The sequence below is a fragment of the Candidatus Manganitrophaceae bacterium genome (assembly GCA_016200325.1).
In the GTDB taxonomy this organism is placed as follows: domain Bacteria; phylum Nitrospirota; class Nitrospiria; order SBBL01; family Manganitrophaceae; genus Manganitrophus.
Map to the genome: position 1 here is coordinate 653,517 of JACQEZ010000011.1, position 22,382 is coordinate 675,898.

Annotated in this window: 23 protein-coding genes; 4 read left to right on the forward strand and 19 right to left on the reverse strand. The window is 56.6% G+C overall.

The annotated features are described in order from the left end of the window. Positions 1-24: 24 nt before the first annotated feature. Entirely contained in the window at positions 25-453 is a 429-nt protein-coding gene (locus HY282_11010) for a hypothetical protein (GenBank protein ID MBI3804277.1), read from the reverse strand. A gap of 119 nt (positions 454-572) precedes the next feature. After that, positions 573-2,537 carry an ATP-dependent DNA helicase gene (locus tag HY282_11015; protein MBI3804278.1) on the reverse strand — a complete coding sequence of 655 codons (1,965 nt, stop codon included), beginning with the start codon at positions 2,535-2,537 and terminating at the stop codon, positions 573-575. A gap of 60 nt (positions 2,538-2,597) precedes the next feature. Between HY282_11015 and HY282_11020 the strand changes: the two genes are divergently transcribed. After that, a complete protein-coding gene (locus HY282_11020; GenBank protein ID MBI3804279.1) occupies positions 2,598-2,882 on the forward strand; it encodes a hypothetical protein in 285 nt (94 codons plus the stop codon). 45 nt (positions 2,883-2,927) lie between these two features. On the opposite strand, the gene HY282_11025 is transcribed toward HY282_11020, so the two are convergent. The 14 genes from HY282_11025 to HY282_11090 form a co-directional block, all read right to left on the reverse strand. After that, the gene (locus HY282_11025; GenBank protein MBI3804280.1) at positions 2,928-3,668 is read right to left on the reverse strand and encodes an SPOR domain-containing protein; all 741 of its coding nucleotides are present in this window, start codon (positions 3,666-3,668) and stop codon (positions 2,928-2,930) included. Between the two features lie 54 nt (positions 3,669-3,722). After that, a complete protein-coding gene (queA, locus tag HY282_11030) occupies positions 3,723-4,799 on the reverse strand; it encodes a tRNA preQ1(34) S-adenosylmethionine ribosyltransferase-isomerase QueA (protein MBI3804281.1) in 1,077 nt (358 codons plus the stop codon). Next, positions 4,799-5,914: a SpoIID/LytB domain-containing protein gene (locus tag HY282_11035; GenBank protein MBI3804282.1), complete on the reverse strand. Its 1,116-nt coding sequence runs from the start codon at positions 5,912-5,914 to the stop codon at positions 4,799-4,801. Before HY282_11035 ends, queA begins: the two co-directional genes overlap by 1 nt. Further along, the gene (locus tag HY282_11040; GenBank protein MBI3804283.1) at positions 5,914-6,129 is read right to left on the reverse strand and encodes a DUF2905 domain-containing protein; all 216 of its coding nucleotides are present in this window, start codon (positions 6,127-6,129) and stop codon (positions 5,914-5,916) included. The genes HY282_11035 and HY282_11040 overlap by 1 nt, the downstream gene beginning before the upstream one ends. Positions 6,130-6,141: 12 nt before the next feature. Further along, complete coding sequence (nadA, locus tag HY282_11045) at positions 6,142-7,074, reverse strand: quinolinate synthase NadA (protein MBI3804284.1); 933 nt, start codon at positions 7,072-7,074, stop codon at positions 6,142-6,144. A 179-nt stretch (positions 7,075-7,253) separates the two neighbouring features. Next, positions 7,254-8,270, reverse strand: coding sequence for an aspartate-semialdehyde dehydrogenase (locus HY282_11050; GenBank protein ID MBI3804285.1), 1,017 nt, complete (start codon positions 8,268-8,270; stop codon positions 7,254-7,256). A 14-nt stretch (positions 8,271-8,284) separates the two neighbouring features. Continuing rightward, on the reverse strand, positions 8,285-9,391 hold the full coding sequence (leuB, locus tag HY282_11055) for a 3-isopropylmalate dehydrogenase (GenBank protein MBI3804286.1): 1,107 nt from the start codon (positions 9,389-9,391) through the stop codon (positions 8,285-8,287). 75 nt (positions 9,392-9,466) lie between these two features. Next, positions 9,467-11,011 carry a 2-isopropylmalate synthase gene (locus HY282_11060; protein ID MBI3804287.1) on the reverse strand — a complete coding sequence of 515 codons (1,545 nt, stop codon included), beginning with the start codon at positions 11,009-11,011 and terminating at the stop codon, positions 9,467-9,469. A gap of 99 nt (positions 11,012-11,110) precedes the next feature. Next, positions 11,111-11,932, reverse strand: a complete 822-nt coding sequence (gene pssA / locus HY282_11065; GenBank protein MBI3804288.1) for a CDP-diacylglycerol--serine O-phosphatidyltransferase — start codon at positions 11,930-11,932, stop codon at positions 11,111-11,113. Further along, entirely contained in the window at positions 11,929-12,573 is a 645-nt protein-coding gene (locus HY282_11070) for a phosphatidylserine decarboxylase family protein (protein MBI3804289.1), read from the reverse strand. Before HY282_11070 ends, pssA begins: the two co-directional genes overlap by 4 nt. A gap of 163 nt (positions 12,574-12,736) precedes the next feature. Next, a complete protein-coding gene (gene ilvC / locus HY282_11075) occupies positions 12,737-13,750 on the reverse strand; it encodes a ketol-acid reductoisomerase (protein ID MBI3804290.1) in 1,014 nt (337 codons plus the stop codon). Positions 13,751-13,793: 43 nt separating this feature from the next. Beyond that, positions 13,794-14,321: an acetolactate synthase small subunit gene (ilvN, locus tag HY282_11080; protein ID MBI3804291.1), complete on the reverse strand. Its 528-nt coding sequence runs from the start codon at positions 14,319-14,321 to the stop codon at positions 13,794-13,796. 38 nt (positions 14,322-14,359) lie between these two features. After that, positions 14,360-16,117: a biosynthetic-type acetolactate synthase large subunit gene (gene ilvB / locus HY282_11085; GenBank protein ID MBI3804292.1), complete on the reverse strand. Its 1,758-nt coding sequence runs from the start codon at positions 16,115-16,117 to the stop codon at positions 14,360-14,362. A 296-nt stretch (positions 16,118-16,413) separates the two neighbouring features. Next, positions 16,414-17,280 carry a hypothetical protein gene (locus tag HY282_11090; protein ID MBI3804293.1) on the reverse strand — a complete coding sequence of 289 codons (867 nt, stop codon included), beginning with the start codon at positions 17,278-17,280 and terminating at the stop codon, positions 16,414-16,416. A 154-nt stretch (positions 17,281-17,434) separates the two neighbouring features. On the opposite strand from HY282_11090, the gene HY282_11095 reads away from it, so the two are divergent. Continuing rightward, positions 17,435-18,418, forward strand: a complete 984-nt coding sequence (locus HY282_11095; GenBank protein ID MBI3804294.1) for a hypothetical protein — start codon at positions 17,435-17,437, stop codon at positions 18,416-18,418. 179 nt (positions 18,419-18,597) lie between these two features. Next, positions 18,598-19,521, forward strand: coding sequence for a hypothetical protein (locus tag HY282_11100; protein MBI3804295.1), 924 nt, complete (start codon positions 18,598-18,600; stop codon positions 19,519-19,521). 172 nt (positions 19,522-19,693) lie between these two features. Here HY282_11100 and HY282_11105 read toward each other — a convergent pair whose 3' ends face one another. The 3 genes from HY282_11105 to HY282_11115 form a co-directional block, all read right to left on the reverse strand. Further along, a complete protein-coding gene (locus HY282_11105; protein ID MBI3804296.1) occupies positions 19,694-19,981 on the reverse strand; it encodes an MTH1187 family thiamine-binding protein in 288 nt (95 codons plus the stop codon). 87 nt (positions 19,982-20,068) lie between these two features. After that, the gene (locus HY282_11110; protein MBI3804297.1) at positions 20,069-20,344 is read right to left on the reverse strand and encodes a hypothetical protein; all 276 of its coding nucleotides are present in this window, start codon (positions 20,342-20,344) and stop codon (positions 20,069-20,071) included. A gap of 39 nt (positions 20,345-20,383) precedes the next feature. After that, positions 20,384-21,463, reverse strand: a complete 1,080-nt coding sequence (locus HY282_11115; protein ID MBI3804298.1) for an aminomethyl transferase family protein — start codon at positions 21,461-21,463, stop codon at positions 20,384-20,386. A 165-nt stretch (positions 21,464-21,628) separates the two neighbouring features. Here HY282_11115 and HY282_11120 point away from each other — a divergent pair, with 165 nt between their 5' ends. Continuing rightward, a complete protein-coding gene (locus HY282_11120) occupies positions 21,629-22,372 on the forward strand; it encodes a response regulator transcription factor (GenBank protein ID MBI3804299.1) in 744 nt (247 codons plus the stop codon). Positions 22,373-22,382: the final 10 nt, after the last annotated feature.

Consider the following 22,382-nt stretch of genomic DNA (forward strand, 5'->3'; position numbering starts at 1 on the left):
CCCTCGACCACGACAAGCGAAAACTCAGCGGTGGCCCGTTGACTTTTTAGCGTGGACTTTTTTACGAACCGGTTTTTTCTTCGCGGCAGGGGGGGGCTCTCCTCTTTTGGTAAATTCGGGTGGAAGCTTTTTAAGGACCTCCGGGACCTTGGAGAAGCTGACATATCGCCAGGGGCCCTCATGGCTCCGGCTTTGGTACCATTTCTCTTCATAATAGAGGTACCATTTTTGGTCGGCCAGGAAAAGGTGATATCGAACATCGGGAGCATAGAAGATACCGGAGTTCGGGACACGGGCCAATCGGGGAGGGCGGGAGACGAGGAGCGGCCCGGCCGGTGAGGGAGAGGGGGGAGAGGCCTCATAGGCGAGCTCCTTTCCGGAGGCGTTTTTAAGTGTCACCGTCGTCAGGAGAAGGATAGAAAGAAGCATGCATTGAACGGATCGAAAAATCATCCTCCTTCCATCGTAACAGAGAGGAAAGGGCTGTCAAGGCATCAGGTTGGAAATAAATCTTTGGATGGAACAGGGGATGGAGAGGCCGATGGATGGTCTCTCAGTCGGCGTAGCATTATTCAGCGCCGCTCGGTCGACCCGTTTGACGCGTCTGAGAAGAAGGCCTGTACCGTCTCGAAGCGGTCGGTTCGCGGGCAGGGGGGAAGGGTCTTTAAGAAGTGCCGGCCGTACTCTTTTCGGGTCAGACGGGTATCGAGAATGGCGATCAGGCCGCGGTCGTCGCGGTTTCGGATCAATCTTCCGATCCCCTGCCGAAGCGAGAGGATGGCGGCGGGGAGCTGAAAGGCCATAAACGGATCTTTCCCTTGATCGGTCAGCGCCTCGATCCGCGCCGCAATGAGCGGATCGGAGGGAGAGGCGAAGGGAAGCTTGTCGATGACGACGCAGGAGAGCGCCTCCCCCTGCACATCAACCCCTTGCCAAAAGCTGGTGGTGCCGAGAAGGACCGACGACACTTCCCGTCGAAAGGTCTCGATCAGCGCATGTTTCGGCTGATCTCCTTGCTTCAGCAAGAGATAGGGAACGCGTCCTGCAATCTGACGATAGACCTCTTCGAGGTTCCGCCAGCTGGTAAAGAGGAGAAACGCGCGTCCCTCGCTGGCTTCAAGGATCCGAAGGATCTCTTTTGAAATCGCCGGGAGGAATTGGGGACTCGACGGATTCGGCAGCTGCGTCGGAAGATAGAGAAGCGCCTGTTTCTCGAAGTTAAAAGGGGAGGGGAGGATCGCGCCGTCGGCCGCATCGATTCCCAGCCGTTCTTTGACAAAAGTAAAACCGTCCGGCTCGGAATCGACTTCCCTTCCGGAATGGCCTGAAGAGAGGGTGGCCGAAGTGAGAATGATCGGGATCTCCTTCTCAAAGAGCTTCTCCCGTAACAGGTCGGAGATATTCAGGGGAGAGGCATACAAGGAGACCCCCAGTCGCCGGCTCTCTCCCCAGAGGGTGAATTCATTGGCCTCTTCCGAGAGAAAGAGGTGGAGGTCGCCGGAGAGCGTCTCAATCCGCTCGGCCAGATGGGTGCTCCCGCTGCTCTTCACCGGAAGGGCGTTGATCTGCTGCCGAAGCAGATCGAGCGAGGAGAGGAGCCCCTGTCCCGCGGCGATCGCCTCACGAGAGAAGAAGGCACGCGTGAGGCGGTAGCGTTCCTCCCCCCGCCGAAACAGATGAAAGAAACGGTTCGATGCGATCAACACCCGCCGCGCCTGATCGAGGCATTCGGTCTTTGACTGCTGGGAAAAGCGGACCTCCCGCTCCAGATCGCGGATGAAATCTTCGAGGCGGTAGCTACTGATCGAGACGCCGAAATAGTTCGTCGCGATCTCTTCTAAAAGGTGGGCCTCGTCGAAGATCACCGCATCGTAGCGGGGGAGAACCTCTCCATAGGAATGCTCTCTGAGGGCGAGATCGGCGAAGAAGAGATGATGATTGACGATGATCAGGTCAGAGCCGGCCGCCTCTTGCTTCATCCGGGTGATATAGCAGCGGTCATAGGTGGGGCAGCCGCTGCCGAGGCAGGCCTCCCCCTGCACCGAGACCTCCTGCCAGATCGGTGCCCCCTCCGCGATTTCGGTCAGTTCGGCCCGATCGCCGGTCGCTGTCTGCGTCGACCAGTCGCGAAGCCGCTCAAAGTCCGATCCGATCTCCACGTGGGGGAGGGTCGGCTGCTCGATAAATTGGCCGAAGCGGTGAAGACAGAGATAATTCGCTTTCCCTTTCATCAGACTGTAGGTGAATCGGTGCGGGAGCGACTGGGCCAAAAGGGGAAGGTCTTTCTTAAAAAGCTGGTCTTGAAGGGTCTTGGTGCCGGTGGAGATGACGACCCGCTTTCCGCTCAGTGCCGCCGGGATCAGATAAGCCCAGGTCTTGCCAGTCCCGGTCGGGGCCTCCACCAGAAGGGTGGTCTGCCGTTCCAGCGCGTCGGTCACCGCGCCGGCCATTTCCATTTGCCCCTCGCGGTATTCGTAATTTTTCAAAAGGGTGGCGAGGAGTCCGCCGGGGCGGAAGAGCTTTTGACAAGCTGACACCGATCCGGTATCCTTTACCCTGTTCTTAGCCAACGATCGAATCCTTATTAAAGGCCAAACATGTCGGAAAGTCAAATTCGTGGGAGGAGTGTCGCCGCCGTCGCGAAGGACATCGCGGGAGGATACATGGCGCTCAACCCCCTGGTCCTGAAGCGGTTCGAGAAGGAAATGTACAAGGCGTTGCACCAGCAGCTCCGGAAGGTGCAGACCGAAGTTCGATCGGAGAGCTTCCCGACGCATGATATGACCGGTATCCGAAAACGGAACACCCGCCTCCAGCGCCTCCACACCGCGCTGACCATCTTGGAACATGCTGCGAAGGAAAAGAGGATCCCCCTGTTGTAACCCCCGGTTCTTTCCGTCTGCTCGTTCCGCCGCTTCCTGGTTTTCCTAATCCGAAGTAATAAAGAAATTCAATTTTTCAGAACCGTGAATTCTGTCGGCCACCTTCTGAGCGGAGACCCGGCTGGGATAGTGTCCAATCCGGACCCGATACCAGGTCCCCTTCTGGGGAAGGGGGGTCGCCTTTACATAGGCGTCATATCCTTTTCTCTTTAACTTCTCTGCCAGCGTCTGCGCCCCTTTTTTCTCGGCGAACGAAGCAACCTGGACGGTATAGGCGCCGCCCGGCGATGCCGTCGGGTGCGACGCCAATGATGTTTTCATCGGCTCACTCTGCTTCTTCGGCAGGCTCTCCTTCTTCGGTTGAAGGGCGACGCTCTTTTCTTTTTTATCCTTCAGCGTCTTGAAGAAAGTTAAATCTTCTTTCGGAGTCGGAGCCGGCGGGGTGGCGCCCGCCGATTCGTTCTGCTTCGGCGCGGCCGGCGGAGCGCCGGCGGGGAACGGCTCGGTTTTCGAATCAAAATGCATTTCGCCCGGTTTCACCCCTGGGTCAGGTGCCGGAGCCTCTTCTGCCGTTGAAGCGACCTTTTCCTCCGGCGCCTTCGGCGCCGGGACGGCTTGGGTGATCGGCGGGGTCACCGGCGGCGCGGGCGCCTCTCCCTTTCTTTTAAAGACGAAGACGAGCATCAGGAAGACGAGCAGCGCCAACACGCCGATCGCCAGATAGGGTGGCTTCTTCTTAGGGCTGGCCCCTTCGCCCTCTCTCTTTAAATCTTTCAAGTCACGCATCTCGTCCTCCTTCTGAACCCACTCCTCCCGATGAAGCCGCTTTCGTTTCGGGTGTTACATAATCAACATTGCATCGCCATAGCTGTAGAAGCGGTAACGCTCTCGGACGGCCTCTTCATAAACCGAGCGGATCGGCTCGCATCCTGCAAAGGCCGACACCAGCACGAGCAGGGTCGACTTCGGGAGGTGAAAGTTGGTGATCAAGCCGTCGATCACCTTAAAACGATATCCCGGCGTGATGAACAGCACGGTCTCTCCCTCTCCCGGTTCGACAATGCCGTCGGGGCGGGCGGCGCTCTCCAGGGCACGGGTGGCCGTGGTGCCGACGGCGACGACTTTGCCGCCGGCTCGACGCGTGGCGGCGATCGCCTCGGCTGTCTCTGCAGGAATCTGAAACCATTCGCGATGCATCTCATGATCGGAGAGCTGCTCTCCCCGCATCGGCTGAAAGGTGCCGGTGCCGATGTGTAAGGTCACCCTCGCAATGCGGATTCCTTTTTGTCGAACCTCTTCCAGGAGCGCTTCGGTGAAATGAAGTCCGGCGGTCGGGGCGGCGGCCGATCCGGGAACCCGCGCGTAGACGGTTTGATAACGCGCCCGGTCGTCGGTTAGATCGCCGGGATCGCCTTTCCCTCCCCGTTTCTTTACGATATAGGGGGGAAGGGGCATCTCTCCCCATCGCTCCAGATAGGCATTCAGATCAGAATACCCCTCCGGGAGATCAAAGCAGATCTCTTTGCGCCCCTCTCCGAGATCCCGCGCGACCCGGGCGCTTCCCCCTCCCGCGAGCGTCAGCGTCGTCGACACCGCGACCTTCCCCCGGACCATTGCTTCCCACACAACGCCGCCGGCCGACACCGGACGCAGCAGCAGCAGCTCGATCAGGCCACCCGAGGGCTTCCTTACCTGCAGGCGCGCCGGGATCACGCGGGTGTCGTTGAGGATCAACAAATCCGAGGGGCGGAGATATTCCGGAAGTGCCGAAAAAAGCCGGTGCTCGGTCGTCTCTTTTTTCCGATGGTAGACGAGCAGACGCGATTGATCGCGGCTGGCGACCGGCGCCGCGGCGATCAAAGATGGATCGAGGGAATAGTCGTACGTCGCGAGACGCTGTTCGCTTTCTAAAGAAATTATTTTATTTCCTCGTAAGATTGGAGCTGAACGCCTGGGTAGTAATATATCAGAATCTCTTCAAAATTCAACCCGCTTTCAGCCATCACTTTGGCCCCCCACTGACAAAGGCCGACCCCGTGTCCGTAACCCATTCCGCTGATTTGAATCACCTTGCCGAACGAATCGAGGGTGAAATGGGTGCTCGGAAGGATCTTATACCCGAGGGCTTTTCGGAGGTCATCGGCTTTGATAACCAGCTCTCCGCCGGAAGAGAGGATCCGGACGGTCAGGAGGCGTCCGGCGTGGCTCCACTGAAGCGGCGAGACGGTGGCGATGGCGCCGACCGGATAGCCGATTTTTTCGAGCGCCACTTCGAGATCCCGAAGCGAGACGGTCCGTCGCCACTGATGGTAAGGGGAATCACGGTCGAGCGGGCAGCTGACCCCTTTGAGGTAGGGGAGCGCGATGTTCCAGCGCTCGGCGGCATCTTCGGTCGGGCCGGCCGAAGTGGAGTGAAAGAAGGTGAGTGCCAACGCTCCTTCATAAGTGAGCACCTTTCCCTTGGTCTCCGCAATGGCATGCGCCGCGCGGCGATCGGCCGCCGACTCCCCTTGGTAGACCTGCCCCAAAACGGAATTGACGAGATCGTAATCTTTTCCTTTGCGATCTTCTCTCTGGTAGAGAGCATACGTCCGCGAGATCACCGCCTGGACCTTGAGCGCTTCGAATGCCCAGTCGGGGGGCATCTCCGCCGGAACGACCCCCTGTAAGTATCGCTCCAGATCGACCTCGTTGACCACGAGGAGCCCTTCCGGTTTTTTCTTCAGCCGGATCAGTCCATCATAAAGCTGCCGGTTGACGGAGATTTTACCCCCGCGTCTTGGAAAGACGAGCAGCTCGCTCTCCAGGCTCTCTTTTCGGTTGACCACCAGGCCCTTCTGAATCCGGATCTCGGCGGAGGTGACCGGATGGGAGCTGAGAAGCGCGCCGGAAGGGGTCTTGATGAAAAAGCCTTCGCTGGAGGTCAAGAGGACTTGGGAGGTTCCTTCCAGGAGGGCGACGCGGATGATCTCACCCGCCGACGCGGCGGTTGAAATAAAGAGCGCAAAAAGGAAACCAAGAAGCAGCGGCATTACCGTTTGCTCAATAGCCAGAAGATGAGTGAGAGGACGACGCTGAGAAGGATGCTGGTGGCGATCGGAAAATAGAAGGTGAAGTTTTTGCGTTGGATCAGAATGTCGCCGGGGAGCCGGCCGAGTCCGGGGATCTTGCCGGCGAGGAGCACCCCCCCGCCGACGAGGGCAAGGAAGATGCCGAAAAAGATGAGAATGCGACCGAGGTCTGCCATGGCTCCCTCCTTTTATCGGACCTTGCTGATCTCCAGCATCCGATCGATCGCCTGCTTTGCGCGCGCCGCGACGGCCGGGGGAACGGTGACCGGAAACTGCATCTCCTCCAGCGACCAGAGGAGCTTCTCGAGGTTATTGACCTTCATGTGGGCGCAGTCGCACCACCGGCAGGCCGGAATAAATTCCTTGTCGGGATTCTCCTTCTGGAGGCGGTGGAGAATGCCGATTTCGGTGGCGACGATCACCTCCTGCCGGTCGAGCTTCCTCGACTCGGTGCAGATGCCGCTGGTAGAGAGAACCTGGTCGGCCAGCGCGCTGACCTGCGGCGTGCACTCGGGGTGGGCGAGGACCAAGGCATCGGGATGGGCCGCCTTGGCCTCCTCAATCTCCGAGGTCATAATCCGAAAATGGGTCGGGCAGTAGCCGTTATACAAAATCAGCTTGCGTCCGGTCTGCCGCTCGACGTGCGCCCCCAGATATTGATCGGGTATAAAGATCACCTCCTGCTCTTCCGGGATCGACTGAACCACTTTGACCGCATTAGACGAGGTGCAGCAGATGTCCGATTCGGCCTTCACCTCGGCGGAGGAGTTGACATAGCAGACGACCACCGCGCCGGGATGTTTCGCCTTCAGCGCCCGGACCTCTTCGGCCGTAATCATCTCCGACATCCCGCAGCCGGCATTTAGGTCGGGGAGGAGGACCGTCTGGTTCGGACAAAGGACGGCTGCCGTCTCGGCCATGAAGTGGACGCCGCAAAAGACGATGACCTTCGCATCGGTCTGCGCCGCTTTCTGCGACAGCTCGAGCGAATCACCCAGAAAATCGGCGACATCCTGAATCTCCCCCACCTGATAATTGTGGGCAAGGACGATCGCCTGGCGCTCCCTTTTGAGGCGCTCGATCTTGGAAATGAGCCGTTTCTCGGTAGTGATCATCGACATCGCGTTTTTCCAGGGAAACTTCAGTTTAACATAGGCCCCGGGGGTGATCAAGCCACAAAGCGGGCCGACAAACTGGGCCGACAACTGGGATTGTCCAGAGGGCTATTCCGAAGGAAGGCCCTTATCGAAATGAGTTTTCTGGATATGAATGTGATTGCAAAAGGGAGGGCGGAAAGCCTTTATTTGATCAGCGCCTCGGCAATCTGCACTGCATTGAGCGCCGCCCCTTTCCGCAGGTTGTCTCCCACGACCCAGAGATTCAGCCCATTCGGGATGGAGCGGTCTTCCCGGATTCGGCCGACGTAGACGCCGTCTTGGCCGGCGACGTCGAGCGGCGTCGGATAGAGCTTGCGGCCCGGGTCATCCATCACGACGACGCCGGGAAACTCCGCAAGGAGCGCCCGCGCCTCATTCGGCAACAGCTTCTTCTCGGTCTCGATGTTCACCGCCTCGCAATGCGACCGGAAGACCGGCACGCGCGTGGTGGTGGCGGTCACCTGGATGGAGGTATCGCCGAGGATCTTTCTCGTCTCGTTGATGATCTTGGTCTCTTCTTCGGTGTACCCGGTGGCCGGATCGGCGTCCCAATTAACGATGCAATTAAAGGCGATCTGCTGGGGATAGACCTTGCATTCGGCCTCTTGGAAGGTGAGGAGCGCCCGGGTCTGTTCCATCAACTCGTCCATTGCTTCTTTGCCGGTGCCGGAGACCGATTGATAGGTGGTGACGACGACCCGCTTGATCCGGGCGGCGTCGTGCAGCGGCTTCAATGCCATGACGAGCTGGGCGGTCGAGCAGTTCGGGTTGGCGATGATCCCTTTGTGGTGGGCGAGGGCCTGTCCGTTCACCTCGGGGACGACGAGCGGAACCGCCGGCTCCATCCTGAAGGCGCTGGAATTGTCGATGACGACCGCGCCGGCTTTGACCGCATAGGGGCTGAATTTTTTTGCCAATTCGCTGCTGGTGGCGCCGAGGACGATATCGATGCCGTCGAAGACCGCTTCGGTCAATTTCTGAACGACGATCTCTTTCCCGCGAAAAGAGATCGTCGTTCCGGCCGACCGCTCCGACGCAAAGAGCTGCAGCTGCTCAATCGGGAACTTCCGCTCCTCCAGAATTTCCACCATCTCCTGTCCGACCACGCCGGTCGCCCCCATGACGGCGACGCGATAGGCCTCTTTCCTCTGAAGCGCCATTGTCGTTTCCCCCTCTATTTCAATGCTTCCAGAACCTGCCGACCCATCTCCCGGGTCCCGATCTTTTGGGTCCCCGGCGTCCCCTCGGCATAAATGTCGGCCGTCCGATATCCCTGCTCCAGGACGCGCAGCACCGCCGCTTCAATGGCGGCCGCCTCCTTTAAAAGACCAAAAGAGTACTGCAGCATCATGGCGGCGGAAAGAATGGTCGCAATCGGGTTCGCGATGTCTTTCCCGGCGATGTCGGGGGCGCTTCCATGGATCGGCTCATACATTCCCCGCAATCCCCCCTTGCCGTCGGTTCGCTCTCCCATGCTCGCCGAAGGGAGCATCCCGATCGATCCGGTGAGCATGGCCGCCTCGTCGGAGAGGATATCGCCGAAGAGGTTCGTCGTCACAATGACATCAAATTGCTTCGGGTTGCGGATCAGCTGCATCGCGCAGTTGTCGACATACATGTGGCTGAGCGCGACGTCGGAATAGCTTTTGTGCGTTTCAATCACCACTTTCCGCCAGAGCTCCGTCGCCTCTAGGACGTTTGCCTTGTCGATCGAGGCGACCTTCTTTCGGCGCTTGCGTGCGACCTCAAAAGCGACCTTTGCGATCCGAACGATCTCCGGCGTGGTGTAGACCTCGGTATTGATCCCCCGCTCGCCCCCTTCGTATTTCTCGACCCCGCGCGGCTTGCCGAAGTAGATGCCGCCGGTCAACTCGCGGACGACCATCAGATCGATCCCCTCGATGACCTCCCGCTTGAGGGTGGAGGCATCGGCGAGCATCGGAAAGAGCTTCGCCGGCCGGAGGTTGGCATAGAGCCCCAGCTTTTCGCGCAGCCCCAAGAGCGCCCGCTCGGGGCGGATCGCATAATCGAGTCCCTCCCACTTCGGCCCGCCGACGGCGCCGAGCAAGACCGCATCGGCCTCCAACGCGAGGCGCAACGTCTCCTCGGGAAGGGGCTGGCCGAACCGGTCAATCGCCGATCCGCCGACGATCGCATTTTGAAATTTGAATTGATGCCCAAAATTTTTCCCGACCGCCTCCAAGACGGCGACCGCTTGGGGAACGATCTCCTGGCCGATTCCGTCGCCCGGAAGGACGGCAATCTGATACGTTTTTGTCATCTCTCAACCTGTCTGTGGGGTGGATAGGGTTTGTTCATTGAATTCTATGAAATCTGGGAAATCGGCCGCCGGAACCTAGATCAAACCGACCTTCGGCTCCTTCCCATCGCGCGCGGCCCGCGCGGCGAGTTTATTCAATGCATTCAGATAGGCTTTGGCCGAAGCAACGATGATGTCGGTGTCGGCGCCGTGGCCGGTGACCGTTTTGCCATTCTCCTCGACCGAAACGGTGACCTCGCCGAGCGCATCGGTCCCGCCGGTGATCCCCTTGACGTTGTAGGCCAGGAGCCGGCTCTTCGTCTGCGTGATCGCCGCAATGGTGCGATAGGCGGCGTCGACCGGGCCATCCCCTTTGCCGACCTGCTTCTGAGCCGTCTCGCCGAGGGTCATTTCGACCGTGGCGGTCGGTGTCACATCGCTTCCGCTCTCCACATGGATCGAGAGGAGGCGATAACTTTCGGAGGGCCGATCCATCTCCTCTGAGATGATGGTTTCGAGATCTTCCTCAAAGATTTCTTTCTTTTGATCGGAGAGGCGCTTGAGCCGCTCGAAGGCTTGGTTGAGCTCCGTTTCGCTCGGCTGATAACCCATCTCCTCGAGCTTCTTCTTGAATGCATGGCGGCCGGAGTGTTTTCCGAGGACCATGTGGGTCTTCCCCGCGCCGACCGATTCGGGACGCATGATCTCGTAGGTCATCTTCTCTTTGAGAAGCCCATCTTGATGGATTCCCGACTCGTGGGCGAAGGCGTTGGCGCCGACGATCGCTTTGTTCGGCTGGACGAGCATCCCGGTGATTTTGCTGATCAAGCGGCTCGTTTTGGTGATCTCCTCGGTGGTGATCTTCGTGTCAGCGCTGAAGAGGTCTTTTCGGGTCCGCAGCCCCATCACGATCTCTTCCAACGAGGCGTTTCCAGCACGCTCACCGATGCCGTTGATGGTACACTCCACCTGACCAGCCCCGGCCAAGACCGCACTCAAGGAGTTCGAGACGGCCAGCCCGAGATCGTTGTGACAGTGGACCGAGATAACCGCTTGATCAATATTAGGCACCCGTTTCCGAATCGTCTCAATCAGCCGTCCGAATTCTTGCGGGACCGTATAGCCGACGGTGTCGGGGATGTTCACCGTCTTGGCCCCCGCTGCAATGACTGCTTCCAAGACCTCGCAGAGGTAGGTCTCATCCGACCGGGTGGCATCCATCGGGGAGAATTCGACATCTTCCACATAGCCGCGTGCCCGTGACACCATCTCGACCGCCCGCTTGAGCGCTTCGTCCCGGGTGAGGCGGAATTGATGCTGAAGGTGAATGTCGGAGGTGGAGATGAAGGTGTGTATCCGAACCTTGGCCCCCCCCTTCAACGCCTCCCACGCGCTGTCAATGTCGGCCGCTTTGGCGCGGGCGAGGCTGCAGATGGTCGGCCCTTCAATCTCGCCGGCGATCTTCCGGATTGCCTCAAAATCACCCGGAGAGCTGTAGGCGAAGCCGGCTTCGATGATGTCGACCCCGAGGCGCGCCAGCTGTTTTGCGATCAAGACCTTCTCTTCCACGTTCATGCTGGCGCCGGGGGATTGTTCCCCGTCGCGAAGGGTTGTGTCGAAAATCTGAATCATCCTGGCCATTGGTTTCCCCTCGACGAATGGTCAATAAGCAAACGGCCTTCATCCTCAGACGAAGGCCCGCCTCTTTGCATCAGATCCCTATGTAGACAGGGATCATTATTAATGTTTAAGGATGATCTCCTTGTCCTCGATATCCTCGATCTCTTCCGGTGGCGCGCCTGTCTCGGCCGATTTTTTTGAAAAGCGGCGGTAGAGGGCGACGACCGGCCGCTCGGCGATTCCGGAGAGAACGTAGAGGGCAATGATGGAGAAGAGCATCACCTGCGGGGCGGTGACGAGCACCAGGCTGACAAGGACGAGGCTCACCAAAAGGCTGAACGGTTTTCGATCGCGGAGATTCAGCTTCTTAAAGCTCCGATAACGGATGCTGCTGACCATCAAAAAAGCCAAAATATAGGTGAGGCTCAGGATGAGTGCAGGGCGGATCTCTTTCCCGAAATGAAGGATATAGCTGTCGAGCATGACCGAGGTGGCGATGAGGCTCGCCGCCGCTGGAATGGGGAGGCCGACGAAGTCCTTTGCCTCCGGTCCGGAGACCTGGACGTTGAAGCGGGCCAAGCGCAAGGCGCCGCAAACGATGTAGAGAAAGACCGCCACCCAGCCGAGGCGACCGTATCCGCTGAGCGCCCAAGAGTAGATGAGCAGGCCGGGCGCGACGCCAAAAGAGACCAGATCGGCGAGCGAATCGTATTCGACCCCAAATCGGCTGGTCGTTTTGGTCCAGCGGGCCATTTTACCGTCGAGCGAGTCAAAGATCGAGGCGGCCAGAATCGCAATGGCGGCCATGCCATATTCCGCGTTGAAAACGGAGATGATCGCGAAGACGCCGCAGAAGAGATTTCCGCTGGTGAAAAGGTTGGGAACGATGTAAATTCCCTTTCGTTTCAACTCTTTTATCTCCGGCTTTTTTCTCGGATTCATCTTAAGACTCCTATGATGGTCTCTCCCCCCCGGACCTGTTGTCCCAAGGAGACCTGAACTTCCGTCTCAATCGGAAGGAAGAGATCGACACGGGAGCCGAACCGGATCAGTCCGAATCGCTCACCGCGATTGAGCGCGCTCCCTTCTTTAATCCAGCAAACGATCCGTCGGGCAATCAGCCCGGCAATCTGGATGCAGACGATCCGCTTTCCAGAAGCGGTTTCCAACACGACCGCATTTTGCTCGTTCTCCAAGGAGGCCTTGGGAGCGTTGGCGGCGAAGAAGCGGCCGGCGTTGTAGAAGACTCCAATCACCTTGCCGGCGATCGGGGCCCGGTTTACATGAACATTAAAAATATTCAAAAAAATACTGATCTTGATCGCCGGTTTTTGTAGAAAGCGGCCTTCGTCGGTCTTGGAAATATCGACGATCTCCCCATCGGCCGGCGATACCAAAAGCCCCTCATCCTGAGGGATATCCCGATGAGGGTCTCTAAAAAACCAGATGCAAAAGAGGGTTACCGCACCGAAGAGCACACCGCCGGCCGTTCCGAGAAAAAGAGCGCCGAGCAGCGTCAGAGCCGCGCCGATGAGGATAAAAATAAACCCTTCTTTTACAATAATAAATTGTGTTTCTTTCATTCTTCAGTATCTAACCCGTATTCAGTTTAACCTTACGATGTTTCCCTGGGTTTCTCTCGCCCTTATTTTATGCTTGTATGGGCTTTACTCAGCTTGATTCTACCATTTCAGAAAAGAAAAATATAGCCGTCGCGCAGGCCGCCGTACACCGACGACTGAACCGTTAGTTCTTATTCCGATCGACGAGGCGGTCCTTCTTCAGCCACGGCATCATGGCGCGAAGACGTTCACCGACCTGCTCGATCGGATGAGCTTCACCTCGGCGGGCGAGTGCGTTGAAAACCGGCCGCCTGGCGCGATTCTCCAAGATCCACTCTTTGGCGAACTGACCGCTTTGGATCTCGTTTAAGATCTTTTTCATCTCTTTTTTTGTTTCCTCGGTGACAATTCGGGGTCCGCGCGTCAGATCGCCGTAACGTGCCGTATTCGAGATCGAATACCGCATGTTGGAAATGCCCCCTTCGTAAATCAGATCAACGATGAGCTTGACCTCATGGAGACATTCAAAGTAAGCCATCTCCGGAGAGTAACCCGCCTCGACCAGCGTCTCATACCCGGCTGCAATTAGCGAGGTCAGGCCGCCGCAGAGCACCGTCTGCTCTCCAAAAAGATCGGTCTCCGTCTCTTCCCGGAAGTTGGTCTCCAACACACCGGCGCGAGTTCCCCCGATTCCTTTGGCATAAGCGAGGGCGATCGCTTTGGTCTGGCCGGAGGGGTCTTGATGGATGGCAATCAACGCCGGAACACCACTTCCCTTGGTGAACTCGGACCGAACCAGATGGCCCGGGCCCTTCGGAGCCACCATGAATACATTGATATCTTTACGCGGAACGACCTGCCCGAAGTGAATATTAAATCCGTGGGCAAACGCCAAAAAGGCGCCGGTCTTGAGGTTGGAAGCGATGTCGGCGGCATAGAGGTCGCCGGTCAGCTCATCCGGGGTGAGAATCATGATGATGTCGGAAGCCTTCACCGCATCGGCGACCGGCATGACCTTCAAGCCGGACCGGGTGGCCTTGTCCCACGACTGTCCCTCGCGCAGGCCGATGACGACCTTGAGCCCGCTGTCGAGGAGGTTCAAGGCATGGGCATGGCCTTGGCTGCCATAACCGATGATCGCGAGTTGTTTCTCCCTTAAGAGAGAAGTGTCGGCGTCTTGGTCATAATAGATTTTCATAGAATCCCCTTTATTGATAGGCATGGAATAAACGGAAAGCAAATTATTTTGATAGGACCTTTCGGTCGCGGTCTTCTTTGACGGAAACCACTTTAATCTCTTCACGGGCGATGGCGATGCGGCCGGTCCGGACGAGCTCCTTGATCCCAAGCGGCCGGAGGAGGTTGATAATCGCATCCATTTTTTTGACATCCCCGGTGATTTCGATGGTGTAGGTGTTGGCTGTGGAGTCGACGATCTTCGCCCGGAAAATATCGGCGATACGGAGCGCTTCCGCCCGGTCTTCGGGACGGGTATGAATTTTGATCAATGCCGTTTCCCGCTCGAGGTATTCTTTTTCGGTCAGATCGACGACCTTGATGATATCGACCAGCTTATTGAGTTGTTTGGTAATCTGCTCGATAATCCGGTCATCTCCTTCCGTGACGATCGTCATCATCGATACCGTCGGATCGAGCGTCGGTCCTACCGAGAGACTCTCGATATTAAAGCCCCGGCCGGAGAAAAGACCGGCCACGCGTGAGAGGACGCCGAATTTATTTTCGACCAAAACAGAAATAATATGTTGCATGAACCCTCAGTGGTAGATCAAACCGAACAAAGTAAAGACTAAGCGGTGAGAACGCCGTCCGTTTTTTCCTCTTGCCTCTGTCCCTTTGCTTTCTTCGATTGATCGGGATCTGAGAAGACCATCTCATTGATGGCCGCTCCGGCCGGGATCATCGGATAGCAGTTCTCTTCCTGATCGACGTGGAAATCCATCAGGACCGGCCCGTCGGTGGCCAGCCCCTCTTTCAAAATATTTTCGACCTCACCGACTTCCGTGGCACGAAGGCCGACCGCTCCAAACGCCTCGGCGAGCTTGACGAAATCGGGAGAGTCACCCATAAAACTGTGAGAGTAGCGGCCATTATAGAAAAGCTGTTGCCATTGGCGGACCATCCCAAGGTATTTATTATTGATAATGGCGATCTTCACGGGGAGTTTATACTGGACGGCGGTTGCCAGCTCCTGAATGTTCATCACAATGCCGCCGTCTCCCGCAATACAGACAACCAGATCGTTCGGATAGGCCGCTTGCGCGCCGATGGCGGCGGGGAGGCCATAGCCCATGGTGCCGAGGCCCCCCGAGTTGAGGAAAGTTCGAGGTCGGTCGAACTTATAAAATTGAGCCGCCCACATCTGATGCTGTCCGACGTCGGTACTGATGATCGCTTTGCCCTGGGTGGTCTCAAAGATTTTATCGATCACATACTGCGGTTTAATGATCTGCTCCCCTTGTTCATAAGCCAACGGATGCTCTTTCTTCCAATCCTCGATCTGCGTCATCCACGGTTTGTGCTGTCCCAAGCTCCCGTTGCCGCAGGTTCTCAGAATTTGATTCAGCTCCCGAAGGACCGTCTTTGCATCACCGACGATCGGAACATGGACCGGAATGTTCTTGTGTATCGAGGTCGGATCGATATCGATGTGTACGATTCGGGCATTGGGGGCGAACCGTTCCACCTTGCCGGTTACACGGTCATCGAAACGGGAGCCGATGGCCAGGATGAGATCGGAATTGTGGATCGACATGTTGGCCCAGTAGGTCCCGTGCATTCCGAGCATCCCCAAAAAGAGCGGATGGGTTCCCGGAAAAGCGCCCAGTCCCATCAACGTCAGCGTCACCGGGATCTGCGTGATCTCCGCCAGTTCCCGGAGCTCTTGGTGGGCGTCGGAAGCGAGGACGCCTCCCCCGGCATAGATGATCGGCCGCTTTGCCTTCAGGATTTCCTGAGCCGCCTGTTTGATCTGCCATTTATTGCCCTTGTAAACAGGAGAGTAGCTGCGCAGGGAAACCTTATCAGGGTATTTTAATTCGGTTTTGGCGTTGACGACGTCCTTCGGAAGGTCAACCAGGACCGGTCCGGGCCTGCCCGAGGTCGCGATATAGAAGGCTTCCTTGATCGCCTGTCCCAGATCGTTGACATCTTTCACCAGGATATTGTACTTCGTACAGGGCCGGGTAATGCCGACGACGTCGGCCTCTTGGAAAGCGTCATTTCCGATCAGATGGGTTGGAACCTGGCCGGTGAGGACCACCAAGGGGGTGGAGTCCATATAAGCATCGACAATGCCGGTGACGGTATTCGTGGCGCCGGGACCGGAAGTCACGAGCACAACGCCCGGCTTTCCGGTGGCCCGGGCATATCCTTCGGCCATATGGGTTCCACCCTGTTCATGCCGGCAGAGAATGAACTGGATGTCCTTTTCATCATAAAGGACGTCAAAAATAGAAAGATTGACCCCTCCCGGATATCCAAAGACAACCTTGACCCCTTCTCTCTTGAGGCACTCAATCAGAATTTGCGAACCCGATAACTTCATTGTGATTTCTCCTTGGGGACCCTGCCGGTGTGGCCGCGAGCCTGACCCTCATCTAAATAACAAAACGGTATCAATTCGGCGTTCCCCTTAAGCCTGTTTCCGGCCCTGGGATGGACTGTCCGAAAGCGCATTTATCCTTGGCGTCGCTCTCTCGACTGAGGTCGGTGGCCGAACTCAGTTCGATAGATAAACGGAAAAAGAAGTCGATCCTAGCATAAGTTGTATATTATTACCATAGGCCGGAGGGGGAGTCAACCGGAAATATTGTGGGAAATCAATGCGGATTGGAAGTTGATTCATTCCGTGGGGAGGTATAAAAGGGGGTCTCCTTTGGAGAGGGTCTCGGAACTTTCGATAATGCGCGCGGTGGCCGTCTGCTCCTGGGTGGAGAGGATCAGCAGCCGTCCCGCAGTTCGTTTTGGAAGGCGGGCCCGCTCACCCGGGAGCGGAAAGCCGCTTTCCTGGCCTCCGTGGATCACCTGAAATTGATCGCCGGGGAGAAGTCCATCTCTTCGGCCCCGATCGATATAGACGATACTGTGCTCGGCATTATTGAGCTGATCTTCAGTGACCTCGACAATGAGCGCCTCGTTCTTGCCGGAGGAGGTTCCCTCGGGTGAGGGCGAAGGCGAACGAAGGGTCTCGAAGGAGACGATCTCGTCGTTAATTTCAATCGGCCCCTTGGAATGGGTCACCCGGGCGATGACGGTTTGGTCTTGCTTTCCGGTGATCCGGACAATCCCGTTGATCTCGATAAGGTCCCCCACAAACTTTCCCGTCTTGGGGTGATAGACCGATTTCGTCTTTTTAAAGACAACCCACTCCTTTTGAGAGGGGGGGAGTTCTTGAGAGAGAACGAGATAAACGGTATCCCCCTCCGAGAGCATCAACTTCCGATCCTTGGACCCCACGATTTTTCCATCCGCTTTCAGCTCTCGAGCGACCATTCCATAGGAGAGGGACGACCAAAAGTCACTTCTCTTCGAAACAGAATCAGAGGCGCTCTCCTCGGAAGGAGGGGGAAGGAGGGAGGCCGGCTCCTCAGCCATCGCCGGGGAGGAGGTGTTTGAAGGGAACTCCTCCGCCGTTGCCTGGGTGGTGCCCAAGTAAAGCAATGTCATTGACATCAGCGCTGTTTTGAAAGCCATCTGTTTGAGGATCATCGCATCTCCCATTATTCGTTTGGGAGAAAGATAACAAATAATCGGCGATTGTCAAGGAAACCGGTTTTGAGAGAGGCCGTTCCCCCACCGGTTCGACATTGTTTTTCAAGAAAGAGATATGCTAACATGTTGGGCGTTTGACCTGAGTCTGAATATGAAGCTCCTGTTCCTTTTGACCGGTTTGATCCGTTGGGGTTGGCTCTTTTTTCTCTTGGGATGCAGCCAAGGGGAGACGATCCTCTCGATTACCTTCAGCACCCTCAACCCGGATGCGGTATATGTTGGAACAGCCGGGGGAGGATTCTATAAAAGTATCGACAGCGGCGTCACCTTCCAGCGGTTGACCGGCGGGCTGACCCGGTACAACATCACCTCCATTGCGGTGAACCCTTCCCTCTCAGCCGTCCTTTATGCCGGCTCGTTCGGCGACAGCATTTACCGAAGCGTGGACGGCGGCCGGAGCTGGATCATCATTAATAAAGGTTTGGACGACAATGTCGGTACCCAGGCGGTCAATGCGGTGGTCTCCGATCCCTTCATTGCGGAGATTCTCTATGTTGGCACGAACCATGGTGTTTACAAAAGCGGCGATGGCGGGGGAGAGTGGCAATCGGCAAATATGGGGATGGCAAATCGGTTTGTCATCACCCTGGCGATGGACCCTTCCAATCACAGCGTGCTCTTGGCCGGCACAAATGAGGGGATTTTTAAGACGGACGATGCGGCCAAGACCTGGCGGTTGGTCCATCCGGAAACAAAAAAATGGGCGGTGAATACGGTTGCTTTTGATAAAACCACTTCCGGGACCCTCTACGCCGGAACCAATCGAGGCTTTTTTAAGTCCACCGACGAAGGGGCAACCTGGCAGCTGCAAGATAAAGATCACTCAACCCGGTTTGTCTCCACAATTGCAATCCATCCGGCAAAACCCCATACCCTCTATATCGGCAATAACAACGGCGTTTATAAAAGCATCGACGGCGCAGAATCATGGGAGCCGCTTCCGTCGGCCCCGCACGGCGTGACCGTTTTGGCGGTTCATTCCCGTTCGCATCAGATCCTCTTTGCCGGGACGACAGCCGGCCTGTACCGAAGTGCCGATGAAGGAGCGCGTTGGAGCATTGTAAAGCTCCGTTGATATCAATTGTGAACCTTAAGCGCATGAAGCTTAAGCCGGAAGAGACTTTCAGCTTAACCGATGAAGGAGTCCGATTGACGACATTTTTAAATAATCGATCCTGGAAGTGGATTTTGATTGCCTTATATCTAGTCGGATGCACCCCTTCTCCTTCCGTCCCGCCTGCGGCTGTGCCTAATGTGCCGAGCGGATGGGAGATTCAAAAGAGTGGGGTCCAAACCGCGTTAGGGGGGATTTTCTTTCTCAATGCTCAACAAGGATGGCTCAGCGGAAACAAAGGAACGGTCCTTCATACCACGGATGGGGGACAACATTGGGCGCTCCAGGAGACAGGTACGGAGATCTTGCTCGCCTCCATTTTCTTCATTACTCCTGAAAGAGGTTGGGTGGTCGGAGAGAAGGGAGCGATCCTCTATACGACCGACGGGGGACAGAAGTGGACCGCTCAGGAGAGCGGACAGGTAAAGAAGAGCTTGATGCATGTCTTTTTCACCGACCCGGAGCATGGGTGGGTTGCCGGTGAGAAGGGATTGCTTCTCTCAACGACTGATGGCGGCCAACATTGGATCTCCACCGAGGTCCGGCCGGCGGTGGCGTTCAACTCGATCTATTTTGTCAACCAGAAACAGGGATGGATCTCCGGAGACGCAGGAAATATGTTTTATACGGAGGATGCCGGCGCCCATTGGGTTCGGCAAGAGACGGGGACCGATAAAGATCTCCATCGGGTCTTCTTCACCAAGCCCGAGATCGGTTGGGCGGTCGGTTCCGCCGGAATGATCATCCACACCACCGACGGTGGAAAGCACTGGGCGGCGCAAGAGAGCGCGGTTCCCACCTTTCTCTTGGGCCTCTTCTTCGCGAATGATCAGGTCGGCTGGGCCGTCGGCGCTGCAGGAACGATCATCCATACCAAAGATGGGGGCGCCACCTGGCAGCAGCAGACTTCGAAAACGATTGATTTTTTAATCAACGTCTTCTTTGTCAATCCCCAGGTAGGATGGGTGGTGGGGGTCAAAGGGATTATCCTCCATACCGAACGGGGAGGAGACCTTCCCCCGGAAGCCGTTCAATCCAAAGGGGAGGGCGAGGGGAAGCAATGAGCAGCGAGCCGATCGATCTCGAAGCAAAGTCAATGCGGTCTCTCAATGAAGGCTCTGAAGGTCGATCAAAAAGCGAGCGGTGCGATATTTGCGGGACGTCGATGCTCGATCTGCACTGTAAACTGATCTGCCGACAGTGCGGCTTCAAGCGCGACTGTTCCGATCCCTGAGCTTAGGTCTGCAACTTTCGGCCGAGGGTCTTCTCGACGCTGGCGATCTTGCCGGTGAGGCGGCCTGTTTTCCCCTTTCGATAGTCAATCTTGATGACCGTCGAAACCCGGTCACAATCTTCCTTCATCCGCTCCCAGCACGCCTTCACGACCCCCAAGACCTCATCCCAGGGCCCTTCAATCACGGTTCCCATCGGATTCAGTCGGTATTCCAGGCCGCTCTTATCGACGATCTCAAGGGATCTGGAGACGTACTCGCTCACACTCTCCCCTTGGGTCAGTGGAGACATGGAGAATTCCAGTAAGATGACCTCGTCCTTTTCTTTCTCGCTTGCCACGTTACCTCCTTTGCTAAAACTAAAGCTCAGACGCGCCTGCTATGTCTTCGGGAACACCTGGGTAAACGGTTTGACTTCATAGCGCGAGAAGACCCCCTCCGCCACGTAAGGGTCCGATTCCACCCACGAGACCGCCGCATCCAACGAATCGGCCTCAAAAACAATCAGAGTGCCTGTTTTGTCGGCGAAGGGACCGGCCAGAATTAACTTCTTTAATCCGCTTAATTCTTCCAGCCGCTCCAAATGGGCGGGACGCAGACGTTTCCTCAGCGCCATTCCCTCCGGCCCGTCAAGACCGATCATCACGAATAGCATGGTTTCTCCGGCGTTATCTTTAGTTTATTATAGACGCGTTCAGTCCCGATGATAAAACGGAAGGGGGGTGATTTTCGCCGGCCTCCTGATCTGATCGCTCTCCACCTCGACGGCGGTTTCCGGAGCCGCGATTTGAGGGCGCAGGTAGCCCATGGCGATCACCTTCTTCAAAAAGGGAGACCAGGTGCTGCTTGTGATCCACCCGAGCTCCTTCTCCCCTTGAAAGACCTTGTCGTTTTTTTTGGGAAGCGACGCTCCCTCGAGAACCAAACCGGTCAACTGTTTGTTGACATGGCCGTAGGTCTGAATGCGCGCCATGACCTCCTGACCGGGATAACACCCTTTGGTATAGCTGATCGCCTCGGGGCCGATTCCCGCTTCGATCGGGATGATATGCTCATCCATATCTATCCCGTAACGGGGTTTCCCCGCTTCGACGCGCGCGATCTCCAGAGCCGCTTGGCCGACTGGCACCGGGTGAAAGGCCGCACCCTCTGTAAAAAGGCGCCCCCAAAATGTCTCGAGCCCCTCAATCGGAAGGTAGAGGTGATAGTCCTCTCCGCCGGTGATGGAGCGTTTGATGCAGAGCAGCGGCGATCCCCCGGCTTCCGTTTGGAAAAAAGACTTCTCCTCCATCTCCGGAAGCGAGCCGAGCAGCAGCGCGAGGAGCGGGCGCGCCTGGGGACCTGAAACCAGCAGATGTCCCCAGGCGGGGGTCTCTATCTTCACTTGAGAGCGGAGCTTAAACCGCATCAGTTGCTCGAAGGTTTTCTTTGCATTGGTACCCTCCACCTCCATCACGATTGCGTCTGAAAGGGGATAGAGATAAAAATCGGAGAGAACCCTTCCTTTGGCGGTGAGCAGGGTGGCATACAGCCCCCGCTGCGGGGGAAGATTCGTTAGATCATTGCTGACCAGGTTTTGAAGGAAGGAAATCTGATCGCGCCCGCTGATCAGAAAGAGACCCTGAAAGGATAAATCGGCGATACCGACCCCTTCGCGGATGGAGCGGTATTCTGCAAGGGAATCTCCATAATCTGCGGGGAGTTCCCATTCTTCATGAATTAAAAGGCGGGCACCTCGCTGTTGGTGCAGGGCCTGTAAAGGGAGCGTTGGCATCGGTGATCCTTTCATCGTCATGGGGAAGGGGCGTAAAACAGGAAAAATAATAACATGACCGAGGAGATGGGGTCAAACGCGTTTCGGACCGATTGCTTGACTCTATAAAGTGATTTCATATATCGTAAGGAGTAAACGAACTCTATAATATGGAAGAAGGTCGATATGAGAGAGTCCGCAGCAATTAAGAAGTCCCACCTTCCCCTCGTGCGACATGAAATCCGTCTTCTTATCGTTGATGATGAGGCGCTGACCCGGAAGGGTCTCATCTCTCTTTTCCATCTCCAAAAAGGAATGAAGGTCATCGGTGAGGCTCAGAACGGCATTGAGGCGGCTGAGAAGGCCAAAGCCCTGAAGCCGGATGTCATCCTCATGGATTCGCAAATGCCGGTCTGTGATGGTTTAAAGGGGATCGGCTTCATTAAAGAGGCCTATCCGGCGGCCAACATCATTCTCCTCGCCCTCTCCGATGAGGAGTCGAATATTTTTGCCGCATTGCGATCGGGAGCCAAGGGTTTTGTTTACAAAAACATTGAGCCTGAGAAGCTGTACAAGTGTATTTCGCTGGTTCACCGGGGAGAAATCGTCCTGCCCCGACAGATGGCATCGAAACTCTTTACCTCGCCCTACATTACCTCCAACCCTCCGGCGGCCAATCATGGGCCGTTGACCCCCAGGGAGCGGGAGATTCTCAATTGTCTTGGCGAAGGGGCCAGCAACAAGGAGATTGGATCGATTTTGGGCATCTCGGAGCACACGGTGAAGATCCATCTCCGTCACATACTCAAAAAACTCCATTTGAACAATAGGGTTCAGGCCGCCATCTTCGCGCTGAAGGAGCGAACCTTGCCGCCGGGCCTTCCTGCAGCGACCGATTTAAGGGAAGATGGATCGATCTCGCCACGGTAAGCGGCGCAGC

Coding starts and splice junctions, on each gene's coding strand:
- pssA (MBI3804288.1), bottom strand. CDS start 11,932: ATGAATCCGAGAAAAAAGCCGGAGATAAAAGAGTTGAAACGAAAGGGA.
- HY282_11010 (MBI3804277.1), bottom strand. CDS start 453: ATGATTTTTCGATCCGTTCAATGCATGCTTCTTTCTATCCTTCTCCTG.
- leuB (MBI3804286.1), bottom strand. CDS start 9,391: ATGACAAAAACGTATCAGATTGCCGTCCTTCCGGGCGACGGAATCGGC.
- HY282_11070 (MBI3804289.1), bottom strand. CDS start 12,573: ATGAAAGAAACACAATTTATTATTGTAAAAGAAGGGTTTATTTTTATC.
- HY282_11115 (MBI3804298.1), bottom strand. CDS start 21,463: ATGCCAACGCTCCCTTTACAGGCCCTGCACCAACAGCGAGGTGCCCGC.
- ilvB (MBI3804292.1), bottom strand. CDS start 16,117: ATGAAGTTATCGGGTTCGCAAATTCTGATTGAGTGCCTCAAGAGAGAA.
- HY282_11040 (MBI3804283.1), bottom strand. CDS start 6,129: ATGGCAGACCTCGGTCGCATTCTCATCTTTTTCGGCATCTTCCTTGCC.
- ilvN (MBI3804291.1), bottom strand. CDS start 14,321: ATGCAACATATTATTTCTGTTTTGGTCGAAAATAAATTCGGCGTCCTC.
- HY282_11035 (MBI3804282.1), bottom strand. CDS start 5,914: ATGCCGCTGCTTCTTGGTTTCCTTTTTGCGCTCTTTATTTCAACCGCC.
- HY282_11050 (MBI3804285.1), bottom strand. CDS start 8,270: ATGGCGCTTCAGAGGAAAGAGGCCTATCGCGTCGCCGTCATGGGGGCG.
- HY282_11090 (MBI3804293.1), bottom strand. CDS start 17,280: ATGATCCTCAAACAGATGGCTTTCAAAACAGCGCTGATGTCAATGACA.
- HY282_11105 (MBI3804296.1), bottom strand. CDS start 19,981: ATGTCTCCACTGACCCAAGGGGAGAGTGTGAGCGAGTACGTCTCCAGA.
- HY282_11120 (MBI3804299.1), top strand. CDS start 21,629: ATGAGAGAGTCCGCAGCAATTAAGAAGTCCCACCTTCCCCTCGTGCGA.
- nadA (MBI3804284.1), bottom strand. CDS start 7,074: ATGTCGATGATCACTACCGAGAAACGGCTCATTTCCAAGATCGAGCGC.
- ilvC (MBI3804290.1), bottom strand. CDS start 13,750: ATGAAAATCTATTATGACCAAGACGCCGACACTTCTCTCTTAAGGGAG.
- HY282_11060 (MBI3804287.1), bottom strand. CDS start 11,011: ATGGCCAGGATGATTCAGATTTTCGACACAACCCTTCGCGACGGGGAA.
- HY282_11095 (MBI3804294.1), top strand. CDS start 17,435: ATGAAGCTCCTGTTCCTTTTGACCGGTTTGATCCGTTGGGGTTGGCTC.
- HY282_11025 (MBI3804280.1), bottom strand. CDS start 3,668: ATGCGTGACTTGAAAGATTTAAAGAGAGAGGGCGAAGGGGCCAGCCCT.
- HY282_11020 (MBI3804279.1), top strand. CDS start 2,598: ATGTCGGAAAGTCAAATTCGTGGGAGGAGTGTCGCCGCCGTCGCGAAG.
- HY282_11110 (MBI3804297.1), bottom strand. CDS start 20,344: ATGCTATTCGTGATGATCGGTCTTGACGGGCCGGAGGGAATGGCGCTG.